Here is a 21,771-nt window from a genome sequence, read left to right as displayed (position 1 = left end):
ATGCCCACCTTATCCGTCATACTCATCACCCGCAATGAAGAGGCCAATTTAGGCGACTGTTTAGCCTCTCTAGAGGGGATTGCCCAGCAAATTGTGGTGGTAGACACCAATAGCAGCGATCGCACCCTAGAAATCGCTAAAAACCATGCTGCCGTCATCTCCAGCCCACCAGATTGGCCCGGTTTTGGACCCCAAAAGAACCGCGCCCTTGATTTGGCTAGTGGAGACTGGGTTTTATCCCTGGATGCCGATGAAAGGCTCACGCCCGCCCTCAGAGCTGAAATTCAGAGGGCTATTGCCCATAGCGCTCATGTTGACTGCTTTGCGATCCCGCGCCTGTCTTGGTATTGTGGGCGATTTATCCGCCATTCGGGCTGGAGTCCCGACTATGTGAAGCGCTTATTCAAGCGGGGTACAGCACGATTCTCCGATGACTTAGTCCATGAGCGACTAATCCCCAGCGGTCAAGTTGCGCGACTAGAAAACCCCATGCTGCATTTCAGCTTTATGAACTATTCGCAGGTTTTACAGAAAATCGACCGCTACTCGACTGCATCCGCCCAGCAAGCTTTTTTGCGCGGTAAACGAAGCAGTCCATTAAAAGCCATTCTCCATGGCGCATGGGCATTTTTTAGAACCTACTTCTTCAGAGCAGGCTTTTTAGATGGTTATCAAGGCTTGACTCTAGCGATTTCCAATGCAGAAGGTAGCTACTACCGATATATCAAAATTTGGCTTCTGCAAAACAATCAAGAATTATGAAAATCAGCATTGTTCTAGCAACATACAATCGAGTGGATGCGTTGCGATTCGTTCTTGAATCCCTTGAAACACAAAACGATCAGAATTTCGAGGTCATCATTGCTGATGATGGCTCCAAAGAAGAAACTCGTCATTTTATTGATGCCTTTAAGCTGCAAACCAAACTAACTATCAAACATGTATGGCATGAGGATTTGGGGTTTCGCCTGGCGCTGATTCGCAATCTTGCTATCGCTTCTGCATCCGGTGACTACCTGGTATTCCTAGACGGTGACTGCATAGTGCAGCCGGACTTTGTGATGCGTCATCGCCAACTCGCCAAGCCTGGTTATTTTGTTACTGGCGGCAGAGCATTGCTAAGTCAAGCCTTAACTAAAGAAGTTCTATCGTGGCCACATTGGGACTTTGGGCGATTTAATAAAGAGCTGCTACGCCACCGGGTTCATCAGGGAATCAACAAATATTTATCCTTGAGACTGAAACTAGCAGATGGTGCATGGCGCAACTACAAAAAATTTGTCTGGCGGCGTATCAAAGGCTGTAATCTGGCATGCTGGAAAAGTGATGCCCTCAAAATCTATGGCTTCGATGAAACCATGACCGGTTGGGGTCACGAGGATGCAGATTTCGTTTTTAGACTCACTAATATAGGTCTCATCAGAAAATCAGGCTCTTGGTCAACTGAAGTGCTGCATCTCTTTCACAAAATAAATGATCAATCCCAGGCTGCAGAAAATGCACGGCGTGTTCGTGAAAAAATTATGGCTAAGGTAAAGTAAGGTTATTTTCATGCCATCTATCAAGCGATTTTCTCCTTTAAAGCCTAAAAAAGTTCTATTTATTGCTACTCGGCAAATTGGGGATGTTCTCGTTACCACCCCCTTAATTAGTAAAGCACGTGAATTATGGCCAGACGCTGAATTTCATTTTTTAGGCTATCGCGGCAAGCTCGATATGCTCAAAGGCAATCCAGACATCTCAGAAATCATTGAGACTTCAGATCGCCCTGGTTTTTGTGAATATCTGCGCTTATTCAATCGCCTCTTTCAACGCTATGACTTAGCATTTGTGACGCAGCCAAGTGATCGCGCCTATGTGTATGGCTTAGTCTCTGCCTTTCACCGAGTTGGCGTACTGGGCGGACACCCCCAAGGCCTCACGGAGCAAGATAAAAGTAAAAAAAGTAAGAGTGAACAACAAAATGCTTGGAAAAAAGCGATTTGTCTAGATGTCGTTGATGTCGACTATTTCAATCAACATGTCATTGCAGAAAAATTACGTCTACTGAGTGTTTTTTATAAAGACCCTCAAGAGCTATTTAGTAAGCCAATTTCAGTGACGCCTCCATGTGGTGAGAGTATTCCACCTGACATTGCGATGCAACTACATGCTCCTTATGTAGTCGTCCATCCGGGACCGCTTACTGCTTATAAGCGCTGGCCTTTGACATATTGGCAAACTCTGATTACATGGCTTTGCGAGCAAGGCTTGCAAGTTATTTTGAGTGCTTCACCAGCCAAGCAGGACCTACAACTCAATCAGGACATCCTGTCTTTACTTGATCAAACTACTAGAGACAAGGTAACTGATACCAATGGCTCGCTCTCGATTCCGCAGGCCGGCGCACTGATTCGCAATGCTGTGCTGTACATTGGTGTAGATACCTCTATTACCCACTTGGCGGCAGCCTGTAATACCCCCACCATTGCTTTGTTTGGCGCCACTCCGCCGACGAACTTCGGACCTTGGCCAAATGGCTATATTGGGCCACAGCCATATCAACTGCGTGCGCGCTCACAAACCGTTGGAAAAATTACTGTCTTACAAGGTCCGGGGGATTGTGTGCCTTGCCGCAAAGCAGGCTGTGACGATCGGGCTGATAGTCGCAGTGCTTGTTTGGACTTATTGGAGCCGGCGCAGGTGATAACAGCAGTGAAGCTGGCTCTTCAGACTTAGTGGTACTGAACTTCCACAGCAGAGGTCCGCAGGTTACTTTGTTTATGGGACAAAATTTGATTGAGCCCATGCAAGCATGCGTCATCTGGATAAACGCGTAATTCCTCAGGGAATTGCATCAAGCACGCCCCGCCCCCGGTAGTCACTGCAGCAGCCAGTAATAAGCCCTTCACGCCATCATTGATTGCAGAGGCCCCTGGTCCAGCGGGCCCCAGTTTTGGATCACGAATGCGATTGCTCATCAAGTAGGGATTGATTTGGCTACGCAACAGCTTGAGATCGGTTGCCGAATCAATACACAGGTGCAAGTTACGGGCAAAACGCATGCGTGCCCCCGTAATATCCATGACCGCTTCTGACACAATTCGCATGCCACCCGAGAACTTATCGGGAGTAACGTTCACTTTTGCAACGAGAAGCTCATCTTCTTTAAGCCAAGAACGATTGGGTTCATACACTTCGCTATAAAGGGTGACCTCTATTGCTGCCGAGCCATCATCGATCGTAGCGATCATCATGCGACCGCGTTGCCCGGTCAACATGCGTGCCGATGTAATGATGCCAGCAATTAATTGATCCTTACCTTCAGCAATCTTTGCCAATGGCTGGCGAATAAAGTGCGCAGTCTCATCACGATATGCATCAAACATATGGCCAGTTAAACAAAGACCTAAGGCATTTTTTTCTTCTTGCAGACGTTTTTTCTCTGGCCATATAGGCTCGCGAACCAGCTCAGGCAGATGACGCTCAGCTTCACCGGCAGCCTCAAATAAACTCACCTGATGAATTGAGGCTTCCGCTTGTTCCGCAGCTTCAATGGCTCTTGCTAATGAAGCAAGCAAAGTGGACCGGATATCGTATAAATTTCCGCCAGCAGGAACAGTGTCACGATAGAGGCTATCGAATGCCCCGGCACGCATCAGCGCCTCAATTGCACGCCGATTGACTTGGCGCCGATCAACCCGAGCGCAAAAATCAAATAAATCTTTGAAGGGGCCACCAGCGTCGCGTGCTTTCACAATCGCCTCAATTGCCGCCTCACCCGTGCCACGAACGGCACCTAAACCATAACGAATATGGCTTAAAGGGCTATCAGGCGCAGCGTCGGGAGCGCGCAATGGGGTGAACTCATAGACCCCAGTATTGATGTCTGGTGAGAACACTCGAATTTGATTGGCCATGCAATCGTCATACAGAATCTTCACCTTATCGGTGTCATCCATGGCGAGTGATAAGTTGGCCGCCATAAATTCAGCGGGGTAGTACGCTTTTAACCAAGCGGTTTGATAGGCTAGTAATGCATATGCAGCAGCATGTGATTTATTAAATCCGTACCCCGCAAAACGCTCCATCAAGTCATAGATTTCATTTGCTTTGCTTTCAGTAATGCCACCTGCTTTCGCGCCATCACTAAAAATCTTACGGTGCTGAGCCATTTCTTCAGGCTTTTTCTTACCCATTGCCCGGCGCAACATGTCTGCACCGCCTAGAGAGTAGCCACCGATCATCTGAGCCATCTGCATTACCTGCTCTTGATAGACCATGATCCCGTAAGTTTCTTTCAGAACAGGCTCGATACGTGGGTCCGGATACTCGACTTTTTGACGACCATGTTTGCGCTCAATAAAGTCTGGGATGAGGTCCATCGGGCCCGGGCGGTATAAAGCCACAAGCGCAATGATGTCCTCAAACCGGTCAGGCTTGGCCTCCCGTAGCATGCCTTGCATGCCGCGACTTTCAAGCTGGAAAACTGCAACAGTGTTAGCCTTTTTCAAAACCTCAAAAGCCCCCTGATCATCGAGCGGTATTTCACCGATATTCCAATCCTTGCGATCAGTATGTAAGGCCTTAATCCAACGTTCAGCAGCCGCCAGAATGGTTAAGGTAGTTAAGCCGAGGAAGTCGAACTTCACCAAGCCAATGGCCTCCACATCATCCTTATCAAACTGACTGATTACAGAACTGCTATCTTGATCTTTGGATTCTTGAGTGTAGAGCGGACAAAAATCCGTTAGCCTGCCTGGCGCAATCAATACACCCCCAGCATGCATACCGACATTTCGGGTCATCCCCTCCAGCTGTTGCGCCAAAGATAGAAGTTGACGGACTTCATCTTCATTTTTCTCGCGCTCGGCTAATTGCTTCTCTTCCTTCTTAGCCATTTCAATGGTCATGTATTGACCTGGCTTATTGGGAACCAACTTGGCGATCCCATCAACAAAGTTATAGCCCTGTTCTAAAACACGGCCGACGTCACGGATAGCTGCCCTAGCAGCCATTGTTCCAAAAGTAGCAATCTGACTTACCGCATCTTTGCCATACTTGTCTTTAACGTACTGAATAACGCGATCGCGCCCATGCTGGCAAAAGTCAATATCAAAGTCGGGCATCGATACCCGCTCTGGATTCAGAAAGCGCTCGAACAGCAAGTTATAACGTAGTGGATCTAGATCGGTAATTCCCAGGGAGTACGCAACCAAAGATCCCGCACCAGATCCACGACCAGGGCCGACTGGTACGCCATTATTTTTGGCCCAGTTAATAAAGTCCGCCACAATTAAAAAATAACCTGGAAAACCCATTTGAGAGATCGTCTTCACCTCAAAGACCAAACGTTCGTGATAACGCCCCTCTTCCTTGGCACGCTCTTCCGGATCTAGAAAGTTGCGCTCCATGTGGCGCTTCAAGCCAATTTCAGATTGCTGCAATAAATAGTCGTCTAAGGTGATTCCTGGCGGGGTTGGAAAATCTGGCAAGCGCGGCTGCCCTAATGTCAGCGATAGATTGCAACGCTTGGCAATCTCCACAGAATTAGCCAAAGCCATTGGTAAATCAGCAAAGCGCTTTTCCATCTCTTCTTGAGACAAAAAGTATTGCTCTTCATTAAATTTCTTTTGACGACGTGGATTGCCGAGTAACTCCCCCTCAGCAATGCATACACGCGCCTCATGTGCCGTGAAATCACTTTTTTGCATAAACTGCACTGGATGGGTCGCAACAACTGGCAAATCGAGCTCACTTGCCAAATGGCAGGCTAGTTGGAGATGTTGTTCGTCTTGAGTGTGCCCACCGCGTTGAACTTCGATAAAAAATGCACCTGGAAAAAGTCCTGCCCAACGCAAAGCTGCTGTTTTGGCTTGTTCTTCTTGGCCGGCTAGTAAAGCCATACCTACATCACCCATGCGCGCACCAGACAGGGCAATCAAACCATGCGCTAAAGTTTTATTAGCCGCTTTATCCGCAGCCTTAGCAGCGGGCTCTGTAAACCAACTGGGGTGCACTTCAGCCCTACCCCGGGATTGATTTTCCAAAGAGGCTCGACTGAGAATTTGGCAGAGATTGAGATAACCCGAATGGTTTTGTACCAAAAGTAATAAGCGGTAAGGTTGATCAGGATCTTGTAGATTGCTGACCCACACATCGGCTCCGGCGATCGGTTTAATGCCACCTGAGCGAGCGGCGCTATAAAACCGCACCAAACCAAACAAGTTACTCAAATCAGTGAGCGCCAAAGCACCCATTTCGTCTTTTTGAGCCGCTGCAACTGCATCATCAATACGCACCACCCCATCCGTAATCGAAAATTCGGAGTGAACGCGTAAATGGACAAAACGGGGCAAAGACATGAGATGATTTTAGCTGTGTCTACTGATCAAAACCCTTCATCCCCAACCTACGGGTATCGCGGGCGATTTGCCCCCTCACCTACCGGGCTACTGCATGCTGGATCGCTCGCGGCCGCGCTAGGAAGTTGGTTGGATGCCCGTAAAAATCGGGGGAAATGGCTTCTCAGAATCGAGGATGTAGATCAAGCTCGTTGCATTCAAGGGGTTGATCAGGAAATCATGGCTCAACTGCAGGCTTGCGGTCTCCAATGGGACGAGGAAGTGGTCTGGCAATCCAAACGTCAAATACAGTATGAGAGCGCCTTAGAGCGCCTGAATGAGCTTAATCAACTCTACCCCTGTACTTGCTCTAGATTAACCATTGCAAAGGCTCTTGCAGCGCTGGGTAAGCCGCCTGATCGCAATCAAGAAATGGTTTATCCAAGAACCTGCCGACCTACACATATATCCCCTTATAAATTAGGGGAATTACAGCATGGTCAGTCAGCTTGGAGACTGGCCCTACCGCTAGATCTTCAGATTGAGTTTGAGGATCTTGCTCTAGGACCACAATCCCAAAACCTCAGTTCTGAAATCGGTGATTTTGTCTTGCGTCGCAGCGACGGCCTCTTTACCTACCAGTTGGCGGTAATCGTAGACGATGCTGCCCAAGGGATTACACATGTCGTGCGAGGCGAGGACTTATTAAGCAATACTGCCCGCCAAATTTATCTCCAGAACTTGCTGGGCTTGGTAACCCCCAAATACCTTCACTTACCGCTAGTGCTCGATGAGCATGGTGAAAAATTAAGCAAACAAACTAAAGCCACCCAAATTAATACGCAAGATGCCAGTCATTCATTGGCAGCGCTGCGTCAGGCAGCTGAACATTTAGGTTTATATGGACTACCAGATGGGAAGAGCATCACCATTGCCCAGTGGCTATTAGCGGCTACCCAGGCATGGGCAATCAAGCCGCTTACTTCTTTTTAAAGCCACCCAATAAGGCGCCGACTGCTGGCTTCGCTGAAACGATGCCAACCTTCTTGGGTTCGGTAACCGAACTCTGAACCGGATCATTTGACTGAGATGGCTTGGTAGCCTCGTAAGGCTTATAGAAAAATGGGTCTGAGGTTTGTCCTGGCTCTTGCTTGAAATTAGGAAGCGCTGCCACCTCCAACTTACGCTTCATTAGCTTTTCAATATCATCTAGCAAGCGTTTTTCGCTGTCATCAACCAAAGCTATGGCATCGCCCTTGCTACCAGCGCGCCCGGTTCTGCCGATACGGTGAATAAAATCTTCCGCATTAAATGGCAACTCGTGATTAATCACGCAAGGCATTGATGGGATATCCAAGCCTCGCGCTGCGACATCGGTTGCAACCAGCACCTCAATGGCGCCTGACTTAAAGGCATCTAGCGTTAAAGTGCGCTCGCCTTGGCTCTTATCACCATGAATCGCACCCGCTTTAATACCATCGCGCTCTAATGCACGGGCTAAACGGGCGCATCCCAAGCGACTGTTAGTAAAGATAATGCATTGGCGCGATAAACCTTGGCGTGTGCGAGCCTCAAGTACCTTCACAATTGCACGCTGTTTATCCGCAGAAGACACCATGTGCACTACTTGCTTAACGGTATCAGCGGCTGCATTTTGGCGAGCCACTTCTACGGTTACTGGAGTACGTAAATAGCTTTGCGCTAACTTTTTAATTTCTGGGGAGAATGTTGCTGAGAACAATAAGGTTTGACGTTGCGCAGGAATTAAATCAATGATGCGTTGCAGATCTGGCAAGAAACCCATATCTAACATGCGATCAGCTTCGTCTAAAACCAGAATCTCTACCTGGGAGAGATTGGCTACTTTAGAGCCAATGTGATCCAGTAAACGACCAGGTGTAGCAATCAGAATCTCTACACCATTGCGCAGCAAGCCAACCTGCTCTTTCATATCAACGCCACCATACACAACTGCAGTACGCAAATCGGTATGCTTTGAATAACTTGCTGCATTTTCAGCAACCTGCACAGCTAATTCGCGAGTAGGTGTGAGCACCAAAGCACGAATTGGATGGCGCGCAGGAGAGGCGCTACTACTTGCATGGCGCAAAATCTTTTGAATAATTGGGAGCACAAAGGCTGCCGTTTTGCCAGTCCCGGTTTGGGCGGCGCCCATCAGGTCGCGCCCTGTTAATACATGGGGAATTGCCTGTGCCTGAATTGGAGTGGGGGTGTTATACCCCTGCTCTGCAACCGCCTTTTGGATCAGTGGATCAAGACCAAAATCAGCAAAAGTGATTTCAGCGGGAGTATTGGCAGAGTCAATTGACTCTGCAGGTATAGCAGGGGTGTTTAGTTCAGGCGCAGTATTTGTCAAGGTAACTTACAGAATAGCCGCAAGACCCGCCTTTGCAGTGGCAGCATCCTCGGTCGATTTAACGCCGGAAACGCCGACTGCGCCGATGGTAAAACCATTTACCTCGATATTGACTCCACCCTCTAACATCCCAGAAATATGTGGGGCTGATAAGAAGGCAGTACGTCCGTTATTAATAATTTCCTCATAAACACGAGTCTCACGCTTGCCCATCGCAGCAGCGCGTGCTTTTTCTTGAGCAATATAAGCAGACACAGGAGCACAACCATCACGACGAGTTAAACCAAGTACATGGCCACCATCATCACAAACGGCAATGGTTACTGCCAAGTTATGTTCAGCTGCGTATTTATCTGCAGCAGCCAAGATTTTTTGGGCATCAGCTTGAGTTAAGTATGGTTTGGTAGCGAACATAATTTGCCTGTCTTTCCGTCTCGAAGTTTTAGAAACCTATTCATTCGCACAATAAATCAAGCAATTACAGCCTTCAGGTAATATGACCCCCAATGAATCAGATCCTATCCATTTCCCACCTATCAAAAATCTATCAGTCTGGCTTTCAGGCCCTCAAAGACATCAATCTTGAAATTGCTAAAGGCGAAATCTTTGCCCTACTTGGTCAAAATGGTGCTGGCAAAACAACCCTCATTAGCATTATTTGCGGAATTGTGAACCCTAGCTCTGGCCGAGTATTGGTTGACGGGAAGAACATCATTGGCAATTACAAAGAGGCGCGCTCCTTAATTGGTCTTGTTCCACAGGAACTGTCTACCGATTCCTTCGAAACTGTCTGGAATACCGTCGTATTTAGTCGCGGCCTATATGGTAAGCCGGCTAATCCTGCGCTCATTGAGAAGATCCTCAAAGACCTTTCACTGTGGGAGAAGCGTAATAACAAGATCATGACGCTCTCAGGCGGCATGAAGCGCCGACTCATGATTGCTAAGGCCCTATCGCACGAGCCCAAGATCCTCTTCCTAGATGAACCCACAGCTGGGGTGGACGTGAGTCTTAGACGCGATATGTGGGAATTGGTCAGAGATCTCAAAAATAACGGTACCACTGTGATTCTGACGACGCACTATATTGAAGAAGCAGAAGAGATGGCCGATCGGATTGGCATCATCCGCAAGGGTGAATTGATTTTAGTAAAAGAAAAATTAGCGTTAATGAAGCAACTCGGTAAAAAAGAACTCATACTGCAATTGCCATTTCCGCTTGAATCGATTCCCTCAGGTCTCGATATTCCTGGTCTTAGCCTTTCTACAGACAAATTCGAATTGACCTACACCTATGATGCAAATAGTGAGCAAATGGGCATAGGGGAAGTCTTACGCAGACTTTCTGAGGGTGGGATTACCTTTAAAGACCTTCATACCAAACAAAGCTCGCTTGAAGAGATCTTTGTCAATTTAGTGAATGCTGGAGCAAGTTCAAATGAATCTTAATTTTTATGGCATGCGGGCCATTTTCAAATTTGAGATGGCTAGAACCAGACGTACCCTGATGCAAAGCATCATTGCGCCAGTGATCTCCACCTCTTTGTATTTTGTAGTGTTTGGTTCAGCGATTGGTTCACGTATTAGTGAGATGGAAGGCGTTTCCTATGGCGCATTTATTGTGCCTGGCTTGATCATGCTCTCACTACTCACACAAAGTATTTCTAATGCTTCTTTTGGTATCTACTTTCCCAAATTTAGCGGCACCATCTATGAATTACTTTCTGCACCCCTATCCCCCCTAGAAATCATCATTAGCTATGTGGGTGCAGCAGCAACCAAGTCCATCATCCTGGGTCTCATTATTTTGATCACAGCAACCTTTTTTGTAAACATCAAGATAGATCACCCTATTTGGATGCTGACTTACCTTTTGCTGACTTCAGTCACCTTTAGTTTGATTGGTTTCATCATTGGTATTTGGGCTGATGGCTTCGAGAAACTTCAAGTGGTGCCCTTACTAATCATCACCCCGCTGACATTCTTGGGGGGTAGCTTTTACTCTATCTCAGTATTGCCACCATTCTGGCAAAAAGTGGCCTTGCTCAATCCAGTGGTTTACCTCATCAGCGGTTTTCGCTGGAGCTTTTATAGCATTGAGGATGTGAACCTATGGGTCAGTCTGGGAATGACTTTGAGCTTTCTAGCGGTTTCTGTCGCCGCGGTCATCTGGATATTCAAGACCGGGTATCGCCTCAAAAAATAAAGGCAAAAGCGAAACCGCTAGATCAGAACATTACTGCGCCTCTAGCTTCTTCTTATTGCGACGATAGATATAGGCCGTAAGTACCGGGGTCAGCACTGCAGTCACAATCACCGAAGCGGCCACTTGAACAGTCGCTAAAGGTGCAATTGCTGCAAAAGATGGGTCAGCCAGTGCAACTGCTTGCGGAGTGCCGGTGGCATTGCCTGCCGTGCTGGAAGCTGCGGCACCCGCTACGCCAGAGCCGCCTAATAGGCGATCAGCCAAGATGCAAACGATTCCAGTAATGACCAATACTGAGAGGCCAAGCAAGATGCCCGGCAAGCCGGCGGTCGTTACCGCTGACAAATTGATACCTTGACCCAGTGTGAAGGCCATAAAGGGAATAATGATTGGCTCATGCTTACCAAAGAAATCCCTGAGATCGCTATCTAGATTTCCAAGAATCGCTCCAGCAATAATTGGGGCAATGACCGAGAACATCGTCATCCAAGGAATGACCGCCAGGCCTGCTCCGACTAAAACTAGCATGGTTAAAAATGGTCCAGTTTCTATACTTTGTGGCACGTAAGTGCCCGCATCTTCTTTGCTACCGAAGGTGCTAGTTAGAGCAAGAAACATACCGCCATTGGTATCGTTCATGGCTGCCAATACTGCTAAGGTAGTGAGACCAACAATGTCGCCATTAAAAAAGTGGGCGATCGCCAAAGAAATAGCAATTGCGATACCGACCTTTGCAAACAAGATACCAAAACCACGTTTGAGCATCGTTGGCGCTGCATTGAGCGTCATCTTTGTGCCAACGGTAAATAGATACATCGCCAAAAAGGTTGGGTAGCCCTGATTAGTGAGAGCTTGTGTAAAACCGCCTATCTTTAAGGCATTTGGCGCAAACGTGTTGAGTAGCATGCCAATAAATAAGGGCACAACCATTAACCCGCCCGGTACTTTATTGATGGTTTGATAAATCTTCATCTCTACCTTTCTGTAGCAGCCAATAAGCCGCCCTGTCTCTCGCTGGCATGATTGCCATATGTAATTAGTTATTTTTGACTTCGTTATTACGAAAGTCGTCGAGTCATTAGATCAAGTAGAAATAAAAAAGCAATTGATTCACATCAACTCCTAGCGAAAACACCTAGGCAATAAAAAAGCCCCATCGTAGATGAGGCTCTGAACACTATTGCTGCTATTAGTGTATTGCACTGCAATAAATACACTCGGGCTTTAGTCAGCCTTTTGCCCGACTTCAAAGTTAGCCATGCCTTCTAGGGCCTTCACCATTGCAGAGTGATCCCACGCCTTACCGCCATGGGCTACGCAAGAACTAAAGAGGGCTTGGGCGGTTGCCGTATTTGGCAACGATACCCCAAGTGATCTAGCGCTCTCAAGAGCTAGATTTAAATCCTTCTGATGCAACTCAATACGGAAACCAGGATCAAACGTGCGCTTCACCATGCGTTCACCATGCACCTCCAAGATCTTGGAACTTGCAAAGCCGCCCATTAATGCTTGGCGAACCTTGGCTGGATCTGCGCCCGCTTTGGCTGCAAACAGCAGGGCTTCAGCTACTGCCTCGATATTAAGAGCAACAATAATTTGATTAGCCACTTTTGCAGTTTGACCATCGCCATTGCCACCAACTAAGTTAATGTTTTTACCCATTAACTCAAAGACAGGCTTCACTTTGTTAAATACTGCCTCATCACCACCAACCATAATTGAAAGCGTGGCATTTTGAGCACCCACTTGTCCGCCTGATACAGGCGCATCTAAGTAGTCACACCCTAATGCATTGATTTTTTTAGCAAACTCTTTAGTGGCAATCGGGGAAATTGAACTCATATCCACCACTGTCTTGCCTTTGGTGAGGCCCGCTGCCACACCATGCTCACCAAGTAATACGCGCTCCACATCTGGGGTATCAGGCAGCATCAGGAAAATAATATCCGCCTGCTTGGCAACTTCTTGTGGATTAGCACAAACAATTGCACTCGATGCTGCAATTTCTGGGGCTACTTTGCTGCGAGTGGCTACATAAACTTCATGACCCGCCTTAATCAAATGAGATGCCATTGGAGCACCCATGATGCCAAGTCCAACAAATCCTAGTTTTAATTTTTCACTCATTATTCATCTCTTTTTAATATGTATTAAATCAATATGTTTTAAGTATTAATGCATCGGTGGGATATAAGCCAAGGTGTTACCCAGCATCCACAACAAGAACAGCACCAAAGGTGTATGCACTAGCAACTGTACAAATGAGAAACCAATCACCTCACGTGCCTTGATTCCCAAGATGCCCAACAAAGGCAACATATAAAACGGATTAATCAAGTTTGGCAATGCTTCAGCAGCGTTGTAGATCTGCACAGCCCAACCCAAGTGATATTGCAAGTCATTAGCCACTTGCATGACATAAGGCGCCTCAATAATCCACTTGCCGCCACCCGATGGAATGAAGAAGCCCAGAACTGCAGAGTAAATACTCATGATGATGGCATAGCTGTCATGCGATGCAATATGCACAAAGAAATCAGAGATATGCGCAGACAAGGTATGCGCATCAACCCCTTTTACTTGGGTCATCAAAGCGGCAATCGAACCATACAAAGGAAACTGAATCAATACACCCGTAGTCGTTGGAACTGCTTTTGAAACCGCATCCAAGAAACTTCTTGGACGCCAATGCAGCAAAGCACCAACCATGATAAATAGGAAGTTATAGGTATTGAGACCAGAAATCGCCGTAATAAAAGGCTTGGTAGTGAACTCGTTATACAACCAGCCTGCAGCCAACAAGGCCAGCAAAATAATTAATAGCGGGCTGTATTCCAACCACTCCCCAGGACGGGTGCGCTCAGCCAGCTTAGGAGGAGGCAAGCTCACATCAACACCGCAACCAGCGGCATCACGAGCAGCCTGAGGCCCGGGCGCTGAAACATAAGACACAATCAAAGAAACAATAAACAATGCAGCGAGCAAAACGCCAGACTGCCATAAGAAAATAGTTTCAGTAAAGGGGATAACGCCTGTAATTGCCAACACAGATGGTGGCAAGCTAGCTGGATTGGCCTGTAGTTGAGCGGCCGAAGATGACAAACCAAGCGCCCAAACAGCGCCGAGGCCTAAATAAGCAGCAGCGCCTGCAGCACGATAGTCCATCTTCAAATCAGTCCGTCGTGCCAAGGCCCTTACCAGTAAACCACCGAAAACCAAAGAGAGACCCCAGTTCAACAAAGAAGCTGCCATCGAAATACCTGCGACCCAGCAAACGGCGGAACGACCATTTTTAGGAATTTTGGCCATTTTTTCAATTAGCTTAGTTGCCGGTGGTGAGCTAGCAACTACATAGCCACCAATCACCACAAAAGCCATTTGCATAGTGAAAGGAATGAGAGTCCAAAAGCCATTACCGAAAGCCATGGCCGCATCGCTTGGGGTGGCGCCAATGTATAGCGTGGCTAAGGCCACAACGATGACAGCAACTACGGCAAATACCCAGGAGTCCGGGAACCAACGCTCAGCCCAGTTTGCGCAGCGAATGGCAAATCGCGCAAAAAAACTATTCTCAATTGAATTACTCATATATCTCCGTACTTTTTTATCAAATTCCAACAAAAATGCTCATCAGAGGCAATTATCGCCTAAGGTAAAAATGAGTGCCCAAAGAGGCTCTCACTCAGGAAAGCCCCACCTTGGTTCAGGAAATACCAAATTGATGCATTGCTGCACCATAAAAAAATCCTCCCCTACTTTGGCCTGAACTAAGAATGTAAGTATTACTACCTACTTCGCACCAATTTAGATCGCCATTAAAGACATGACTAATCAAGCTATTCAACTCTCTATTAACGGGATTCATAAATCCTTCAGCTCGAAGTCGGGGCCTGTTGAGGTGCTTAGCGGCCTGACATTTGATGTCCACGAGCAAGACTTTGTCAGCATCATTGGACCAAGCGGCTGCGGTAAATCGACTATTTTTAATATTATTGCCGGCTTACTAGAGGCAGATCAGGGGTCTCTTATATATAGAGGTGAAAAAACCACCAGTCTGCGGGGTCGTATTGGCTACATGATGCAAAAAGACCTACTTTTTCCCTGGAAAACAGTGCTTGATAACGTTTTACTGGGGCTAAAAGTGCGAGGGGAAGATGGGCCCCGGGCAGTTGATATGGCCAGAGAATATCTATCTACTTTTGGTCTATCTGGATTTGAAAAATCTTACCCTCAAACCCTTTCTGGTGGGATGCGTCAACGGGTTGCCCTGATCAGAACCTTGCTAATGGATCCGGATATCCTTCTATTAGATGAACCTTTTTCTGCACTTGATTATCAAACTCGATTGTATTTAGAGAGCGTCTTACTTGAGGCTGTTGCTACCTTTAAAAAGACAGTCATCCTAGTGACGCACGATATTGATGAAGCAGTAGCCCTATCCAAGCGTGTTGTTGCGTTAAGTGGCAGACCCACTACCGTAAAAAATGTACATGAAATAGAAATAGAGCGTACATCCCCAATTGATGCAAGGGCTCATAAAAACTTTTCTGAGTACTTCAACTTACTCTGTTCTGAGTTAGATATTCAAACCAAAAAGGATGCTTCAGTATGAACTCAAAACCATCCTTGCTAAGTTCTTGGCTTAATAGCGGCACAGGCAAATCATTTATCCAATTACTTTCTGTAGTTCTTTTTTTTGTGCTGCTTGGCAGCTGGGAGCTGAGCTTGGATTTATTTCAGAATTCCTAGTGGGAACGCCAGCAGGTATTTGGAAATGTTTTGTTGCAAGTGTGCTGAACTACTCCATCTTTATTGATACAGGCTATACCCTTTGGGAAGCACTGCTTGGTTTTGTGATCGGCACCATCATTGGTACGGCACTGGGACTCTCCCTTTGGTACTCAAAATGGGCCGCACAAATTACAGAACCATTCATAGTGGCTATTAATAGCGTTCCCAAAATTGCCCTTGCACCAATCATATTGCTCTGGTTTGGAACGGGATTGGGAGCTAAGGTTGTATTGGTGGTTTCGATGACAGCAATCATTGCACTCATTGCAGCCCACCAGGCAACCAAGGATGCTGATAAAGATCTGCAATCACTATTGTTTTCAATGGGCGGTAATAAGCATCAAATATTTTTTGAAGTCATTGCGCCCTCTTCAATGCCGGTGATTGTTTCTAACTTCAGAATTAATGTGGGCTTTGGCTTGGTTGGTGCAGTCGTGGGTGAGTTTATCTCCTCGAAAGCTGGCTTAGGTCACATGATTTATAACGCTTCAAGTCTATATGAGCTCAATTCAGTATGGGTTGGCCTCTTCATGCTAATGATTGTTGGCTTCTTTCTCTATCACGCGATTGATGCACTGGAAAAATGGATGTTCCCTTGGCGCTCTGATAACGGACGCACCCAAATTCGAATGTAATTTATTAACTCATTGGAGGTATTACAAATGCAATCCATCTTTAAGAAATTAAGCACTATCGCATTAGCAGCGGGAATCGGCATGACTTCACTATCGGCATCAGCAGAAGTGAAGACCGTCACGATCTCTCAGGCTTTTCAGTCAATGCTGTATTTGCCCTTATATGTGGCGATTGATAAAGGCTTCTTCCAGGATCAGGGTTTGAGCGTGATTAAAGAAACTGCTGGCTCCCCAACTGCAGCACTATCCTCTGTTTTGTCTGGTAGCTCACAGTTCTCCATTCATGGTCCAGAGTGGACTGCGATAGCAGCGTCCAAAGGTGCTAACGTGGGAATTATTAGCAATGCAGTCAATGGCGCAGCAGTTTGGATTGCTACTGCACCAGATGTCAAATTCACTTCAATCAAGGATATCAAGGGTCAAAAAGTAGTCACCGGCCTCATGCCAACAACCAGCACATCTTTATTTCTGAAGTTGCTTAAAGAAAATGGCATGAATGAGAAAACCGATATTGATATGATCCAAGTACCTCTCGGTACCGAGCCAGCAGCCTTACTAGGTGGACAAGCTAAGGTAGCCGTCCTATATGAGCCAGGCTTGGATCAAGTTGCGATCAAGGGCATGAAAGTTGTCTTAGGCTTTCCAAAAACCTATGGTCCTTATGCCTTCTCGTCAATTACCGCTATGAAAACAGTCGATCCAGTAGTTGCCCAAAGAATGGTTAATGGCATGGAAGTGGCGCTGCGTTATATGGCCAAAGACCCCAAAGGCGCAATTGAAATCGCCAAGAAAGAGTTTCCTTCACAAGACCCTCAGGTTGTTGAAAATGCAGTGAACCGCATGATGAGTGAGAATGTGTTCCCTAAGAGCGTACAAATCACGCCACAAGCGCTAAAGATTGCAATGGAAACCCAAATTGCACTTGGAAATCTGAAGGAGCAACCAGCTTATGACACCTTCATCAATCAAACCTATATCAAGAACGCATTAACATTGAAGTAATCAATCTGTTTAGGCGGTCTTAGACTGCCTAAACAAACAACCATAAGACATCGATGCATATGAAAAAAATACCTGGCCTAAGAGAAGCTTGCAACAAAATTCAAGCGGGTGAGCTCACCCCCCACGAACTATTGTCACAATGCTGTGACCAAGCTGATCTCTTAGAGCCCAGTTTGCATGCATTTCTGGTGAGAGGCTCACTGGAAGATCTTGCTAAAGAAGTTAAGCCGGGGCCACTTAGCGGTATTCCAGTTGGCGTCAAAGATATTATTGCCACAACTCAGTTCCCTACTACTAATGGCTCTCCAATTTACAAGGGCAATATTCCCAAAGAGGATGCGCCCATCATTGCAAAAATTCGCCAGCTTGGCGGTGTGATTTTTGGCAAAACTGTCACTACTGAATTTGCTTGGCGCCACCCTGGCCCCACAACGAATCCCTGGAATGCAGAACATACCCCTGGCGGCTCATCCAGCGGCTCAGCAGCATCCGTGGCAGCCGGCATAGTACCTCTGGCACTCGGATCACAAACGCAAGGATCCATTGTGCGTCCCGCTGCCTTTTGTGGTGTGGTTGGATTCAAAGCTAGCTTTGGCGCTGTAACGCGCGAAGGGGCTCACCCCCTAGCCGGCTCCCTCGATCACATTGGGTTTTTCACCAGATCAGTTGATGACGCGGCGCTGGCTTTTCAGTTACTCAAGAATGACAGCCTGGCTGAAGAAGATGCAATTATTTTGCCCGATCTGGTGTTAAACGAAAAAACGGGTATCGCCCCTTTTGCAACACCTCGCATTGCAAAAATTGTCACTCCACACGATCACCTGCTAAGTGCAGAGCAAAAACAAGCGCTCGATGCTGCAGCAGATCGGTTGCGCGCTGCAGGCGCTATTGTCCAAGAGCTGACGCTACCAACCCAATACTGGGATGCCATAGCTGATATGAACTTGATGATGGATTGCGAGGCAGCGCAGATTCACGAAACCCATCTCAAAGAGAACAAGGAACTCCTCAGCCAACATATTATTGATTTAGCCGACAGAGGCTCTAAGCACTCTTCCGAAGCCTATCTTGCTGCTCGCGCAAAACAAATAGAATTAAAACAATCTATTGCTGCATTTTTTGAACAATACGATGGATTCTTATCGGTACCAGCTAGTGGCGAGGCGCCCAAGGGATTGACCTCTACTGGAGATCCCATTTTCTGCGCCCTCTGGAGCTTTTTGGGAATGCCTGCGATCAATCTTCCTTTTACCAAATCAGGCAATGGCTTGCCTTTAGGCATTCAATTGATTGGACAATACCAGGAGGACGCCAAACTCCTATCTATTGCTAAGTTTGCAGAAATTGCTTTTGCCAAGTAATTAAAAATCTTCAGATCCAAATGGTCCTAAAGGCACGGATCTGAAGCCCTATAATCGGATTGAGATAATTAAAAAAATAATCAATCCGGAGAAATCTATGCAACAAAAATGGGGTATTCGTGGAATGGCCGTAGCGCCCCACTCCCTGGCATCTGAATCTGCTTTGGCAGTTTTACGTGAAGGTGGTAATGCCCTTGAGGCCATGGTTGCGGCAGCAGCCACTATTGCAGTGGTGTACCCACATATGAATTCCATTGGTGGCGACTCCTTTTGGGTGGTGCACTCCCCTGGTAAAGCCATGGGTGGCATTGATGCCTGTGGAGCAGCGGCTGGCCTAGCGACAAAAAACTGGTACGCAGAACGCGGTATTACCAAGGCGATTCCGTTTCGTGGAGCGGTTGCTGCCAATACAGTTGCCGGAACCATCTCGGGATGGGGTGCCGCACATCAATTATCCAAACAAGGTTTGGGCGGAAAAATTCCACTCTCCCGTTTATTGGCTGATGCAATCTATTACGCAGAAAAAGGGGTGCCAGTCACTCATAGCCAATCGAGCTTAACTACTAAAAAGACGGCCGAACTCAGTCCCATTCCTGGATTTGCAGAAACCTTTCTAGTGGACGGCAAAGCGCCCCAAGTTGGCAGCATCTTCAAACAAGAGCGCCTCGCTAAAACCCTGCGCCAGATCGCCAGAAAAGGAACGGAAGATTATTACCGCGGTGATCTGGCTGACTTACTCGCCAAAGAATTGACTGAATTGGGTAGCCCTTTGCGTTTAAGTGACTTACAGCGCCATCAAGCAAAACTGATTGATCCGCTAGAGCTCAAGCATAGCCTGGGTAATGTCTACAACATGATCCCACCAACCCAAGGTTTAGTCTCGCTGATGATATTGGGAATTTTGGATCAACTTAATCTCAAGCGCTTCAAAGTGGATAGCGCCGAGTACGTCCATCATTGCGTTGAGGCTACCAAACAAGCCTTCAAAATTCGCGATCAATTTGTTACTGATCCTGCCTATATGAAGCGCAATGCGCAAAATTTCTTAGCGCCCGCCTTCCTCAAAAAACTAGCCAAAAATATTGATCCTGAAAGAGCACTGCCATGGGGTCAAGGCAAAGGTCCGGCTGACACCATCTGGATGGGAGTCATTGATGGGCAGGGTAACTGTGTTTCATTTATTCAAAGCATTTACCATGAGTTTGGTGCCGGTATTGTTCTACCTACATCTGGTGTTAATTGGCAGAACCGCGGCTGCAGTTTCTCCCTAGATCCAAAAACACTCAATCACCTTGAGCCTTATCGCAAACCATTTCATACGCTCAACCCCGCTATGGCGTTATTCAAAGATGGTCGCTCTATGGTCTACGGCACGATGGGTGGAGATGGCCAACCCCAAACACAATGTGCAGTCTTTACACGCACCGCTACTTATGGTCTTGACCCGCAAGATGCGATTAGCCGCCCTCGTTGGTTGTTAGGTCGCACCTGGGGACAAACCAGCGATAGCCTCAAGCTTGAATCGCGCTTTAGTCCATGGGTTGCTAAAGAATTACATGCCTTAGGCCATGAGATTGAGATGCTCGATGCCTTTGATGAAACCGTAGGACACGCCGGTTGCATCATTCGAGAGCCCTCTGGCACTTTACGAGGCGGCTGGGATCCGCGTAGCGATGGTGCAGTGAGCTCCTTCTAAGCCCTGATGCTGCAACAAAAAAGGCTGCCAATGGCAGCCTTTTTCTATTGCACTATGTCTTAACTACTGATGCATTGCTTTTATGCAACCTTAGCTTGCAAATACTTTGCGCGCATTGGACGCAATACAAAGAAGGCGAGTAATGCAGCCGTTGCATCTAAGGCAATCATGATTGCAAACACTGGCAGCCAACTTTCAGTTTGACTGTGAATGTAGGCGGCAATAGGACCACCAATAATCGAACCTACGCCCTGCGCCATGTATAAAAATCCATAGTTGGTTGTAGCGTGCTTTTGACCAAAGGTATCTGTGAGCGTAGATGGGAATAAAGAAAAAATCTCACCCCAACCAAAGAAGACTACACCAGACATCAATACAAAAATAAGCGGGTCAGAGCGCGTCATCACCCATACAAACATAGCCGCTGCTTCTAGACCAAATGCAATTGTCATAGTGTATTCACGACCAATACGATCAGATACCCAGCCAAAGAGTGGGCGCGTTAAACCATTGGTAATACGATCAATACTCAAAGCCAAAGGTAAAGCTGCCATGCCAAAAACCATTGCACCAGTTACACCAAAGTCCTTGGCAAATGCACCCATCTGAGAGATCACCATCAAACCAGAGGTGGACATCATCGACATCATCAAAAAGAGCAACCAAAAAATAGGGGTCTTGAGCATTGCCATGGGTGACACACCAGCCGCTGCTGCCTCAATCTGGCCAGCAGTTTGCACACGATCAGCATGCGGTACACGAATGCCTTGCGCAGCCAATAAACCAACTGCGCCAATGATGTAGCCAAAGAATGTGAGGGTGCCTTGCAGGCCAGATTCAGCGAGGCTATTAGAGATTGGGAAGGTGGTCAATAAGGCACCAATACCGTAACCTGCAGCAACCATACCCACAGCAAAGCCGCGATTTTGCGGAAACCAGCGCACCATCAAACCAACGACGCCAACATAAACAATACCGGTTCCCAATCCACCCAATACACCATAAGTTAAGTAGAGATCAGAAACTGTAGCAACATTAGCAGATAGCACCCAGCTTAAACCGGTCAATACAGTACCGATCGACAACAACAGGCGAGGACCAAACTTATCAACCAAATAACCTTGAAAGGGCGAGAAAAAAGTTTGCAACACAATCAAGATCGAAAAGGTAATCTGTAGCTCAGTTAAGCTGACTCCCAGCTGACCCATGATTGGTTTTGTAAAGAGTGCCCACACATATTGAGGGCTTGAAATCGCCATCATGCAAATGACGCCTAGGGCTAACTGCACCCATTTGGACTTCAAGGGATTATTCGCACCCTCTGAAGCACCCATCGCTACTGAACTCATAAAACCTCCTGTTTTTATTTGATAGATCTATC

Annotated in this window: 18 protein-coding genes; 11 read left to right on the top strand and 7 right to left on the bottom strand. The window is 47.0% G+C overall.

What is annotated here, in order from left to right; genetic code table 11:
• The 3 genes from BOQ04_RS04230 to BOQ04_RS04220 are packed head-to-tail and all read left to right on the top strand — an operon-like array spanning position 1 to position 2,718.
• The gene (locus BOQ04_RS04230; RefSeq protein ID WP_076023540.1) at positions 1–762 is read left to right on the top strand and encodes a glycosyltransferase family 2 protein; all 762 of its coding nucleotides are present in this window, start codon (positions 1–3) and stop codon (positions 760–762) included.
• The gene (locus tag BOQ04_RS04225; protein WP_233126632.1) at positions 732–1,541 is read left to right on the top strand and encodes a glycosyltransferase family 2 protein; all 810 of its coding nucleotides are present in this window, start codon (positions 732–734) and stop codon (positions 1,539–1,541) included. The genes BOQ04_RS04230 and BOQ04_RS04225 overlap by 31 nt, the downstream gene beginning before the upstream one ends.
• A 10-nt stretch (positions 1,542–1,551) precedes the next feature.
• Positions 1,552–2,718: a glycosyltransferase family 9 protein gene (locus BOQ04_RS04220; RefSeq protein WP_076023538.1), complete on the top strand. Its 1,167-nt coding sequence runs from the start codon at positions 1,552–1,554 to the stop codon at positions 2,716–2,718.
• On the opposite strand, the gene dnaE is transcribed toward BOQ04_RS04220, so the two are convergent.
• Complete coding sequence (dnaE, locus tag BOQ04_RS04215) at positions 2,715–6,344, bottom strand: DNA polymerase III subunit alpha (protein ID WP_076023537.1); 3,630 nt, start codon at positions 6,342–6,344, stop codon at positions 2,715–2,717. The two genes, BOQ04_RS04220 and dnaE, sit on opposite strands and share 4 nt — an antisense overlap.
• A 3-nt stretch (positions 6,345–6,347) precedes the next feature.
• Between dnaE and gluQRS the strand changes: the two genes are divergently transcribed.
• Positions 6,348–7,316, top strand: coding sequence for a tRNA glutamyl-Q(34) synthetase GluQRS (gene gluQRS / locus BOQ04_RS04210; protein WP_076023536.1), 969 nt, complete (start codon positions 6,348–6,350; stop codon positions 7,314–7,316).
• Here gluQRS and BOQ04_RS04205 read toward each other — a convergent pair.
• Both BOQ04_RS04205 and BOQ04_RS04200 read right to left on the bottom strand, forming a co-directional pair.
• A complete protein-coding gene (locus BOQ04_RS04205; RefSeq protein ID WP_076023535.1) occupies positions 7,303–8,700 on the bottom strand; it encodes a DEAD/DEAH box helicase in 1,398 nt (465 codons plus the stop codon). The genes gluQRS and BOQ04_RS04205 overlap by 14 nt on opposite strands.
• 6 nt (positions 8,701–8,706) lie before the next feature.
• The gene (locus BOQ04_RS04200) at positions 8,707–9,114 is read right to left on the bottom strand and encodes a GlcG/HbpS family heme-binding protein (RefSeq protein WP_076023534.1); all 408 of its coding nucleotides are present in this window, start codon (positions 9,112–9,114) and stop codon (positions 8,707–8,709) included.
• Between the two features lie 92 nt (positions 9,115–9,206).
• On the opposite strand from BOQ04_RS04200, the gene BOQ04_RS04195 reads away from it, so the two are divergent.
• Entirely contained in the window at positions 9,207–10,148 is a 942-nt protein-coding gene (locus BOQ04_RS04195; protein WP_076023533.1) for an ABC transporter ATP-binding protein, read from the top strand.
• The gene (locus BOQ04_RS04190; protein WP_076023830.1) at positions 10,138–10,905 is read left to right on the top strand and encodes an ABC transporter permease; all 768 of its coding nucleotides are present in this window, start codon (positions 10,138–10,140) and stop codon (positions 10,903–10,905) included. The genes BOQ04_RS04195 and BOQ04_RS04190 overlap by 11 nt, the downstream gene beginning before the upstream one ends.
• Positions 10,906–10,935: 30 nt before the next feature.
• Here BOQ04_RS04190 and BOQ04_RS04185 read toward each other — a convergent pair whose 3' ends face one another.
• The 3 genes from BOQ04_RS04185 to BOQ04_RS04175 form a co-directional block, all read right to left on the bottom strand.
• Positions 10,936–11,877, bottom strand: coding sequence for a 2-keto-3-deoxygluconate permease (locus tag BOQ04_RS04185; RefSeq protein ID WP_076023532.1), 942 nt, complete (start codon positions 11,875–11,877; stop codon positions 10,936–10,938).
• A gap of 252 nt (positions 11,878–12,129) precedes the next feature.
• Complete coding sequence (gene glxR / locus BOQ04_RS04180; protein WP_425338950.1) at positions 12,130–13,032, bottom strand: 2-hydroxy-3-oxopropionate reductase; 903 nt, start codon at positions 13,030–13,032, stop codon at positions 12,130–12,132.
• A gap of 45 nt (positions 13,033–13,077) precedes the next feature.
• Complete coding sequence (locus tag BOQ04_RS04175) at positions 13,078–14,493, bottom strand: short-chain fatty acid transporter (protein WP_076023530.1); 1,416 nt, start codon at positions 14,491–14,493, stop codon at positions 13,078–13,080.
• Between the two features lie 235 nt (positions 14,494–14,728).
• On the opposite strand from BOQ04_RS04175, the gene BOQ04_RS04170 reads away from it, so the two are divergent.
• The 5 genes from BOQ04_RS04170 to BOQ04_RS04150 all read left to right on the top strand — a co-directional run bounded on the left by BOQ04_RS04170 (position 14,729) and on the right by BOQ04_RS04150 (position 20,390).
• A complete protein-coding gene (locus BOQ04_RS04170) occupies positions 14,729–15,517 on the top strand; it encodes an ABC transporter ATP-binding protein (RefSeq protein ID WP_076023529.1) in 789 nt (262 codons plus the stop codon).
• A gap of 136 nt (positions 15,518–15,653) precedes the next feature.
• Positions 15,654–16,331 (top strand): ABC transporter permease, encoded by a 678-nt coding sequence (locus tag BOQ04_RS04165; RefSeq protein ID WP_076023528.1) that lies wholly within the window; start codon positions 15,654–15,656, stop codon positions 16,329–16,331.
• A 27-nt stretch (positions 16,332–16,358) separates the two neighbouring features.
• Positions 16,359–17,333 carry an ABC transporter substrate-binding protein gene (locus BOQ04_RS04160; protein ID WP_076023527.1) on the top strand — a complete coding sequence of 325 codons (975 nt, stop codon included), beginning with the start codon at positions 16,359–16,361 and terminating at the stop codon, positions 17,331–17,333.
• A 59-nt stretch (positions 17,334–17,392) separates the two neighbouring features.
• A complete protein-coding gene (locus BOQ04_RS04155) occupies positions 17,393–18,694 on the top strand; it encodes an amidase (RefSeq protein WP_076023526.1) in 1,302 nt (433 codons plus the stop codon).
• A 97-nt stretch (positions 18,695–18,791) separates the two neighbouring features.
• Positions 18,792–20,390 carry a gamma-glutamyltransferase family protein gene (locus BOQ04_RS04150; protein WP_076023525.1) on the top strand — a complete coding sequence of 533 codons (1,599 nt, stop codon included), beginning with the start codon at positions 18,792–18,794 and terminating at the stop codon, positions 20,388–20,390.
• Between the two features lie 80 nt (positions 20,391–20,470).
• Here BOQ04_RS04150 and oxlT read toward each other — a convergent pair whose 3' ends face one another.
• A complete protein-coding gene (oxlT, locus tag BOQ04_RS04145; RefSeq protein ID WP_076023524.1) occupies positions 20,471–21,739 on the bottom strand; it encodes an oxalate/formate MFS antiporter in 1,269 nt (422 codons plus the stop codon).
• Positions 21,740–21,771: the final 32 nt, after the last annotated feature.

Source organism: Polynucleobacter sphagniphilus (assembly GCF_001953355.1).
In the GTDB taxonomy this organism is placed as follows: domain Bacteria; phylum Pseudomonadota; class Gammaproteobacteria; order Burkholderiales; family Burkholderiaceae; genus Polynucleobacter; species Polynucleobacter sphagniphilus.
Note: the sequence above shows the minus strand (reverse complement) of the source record. Positions and strands in the feature narration are given on the sequence as shown.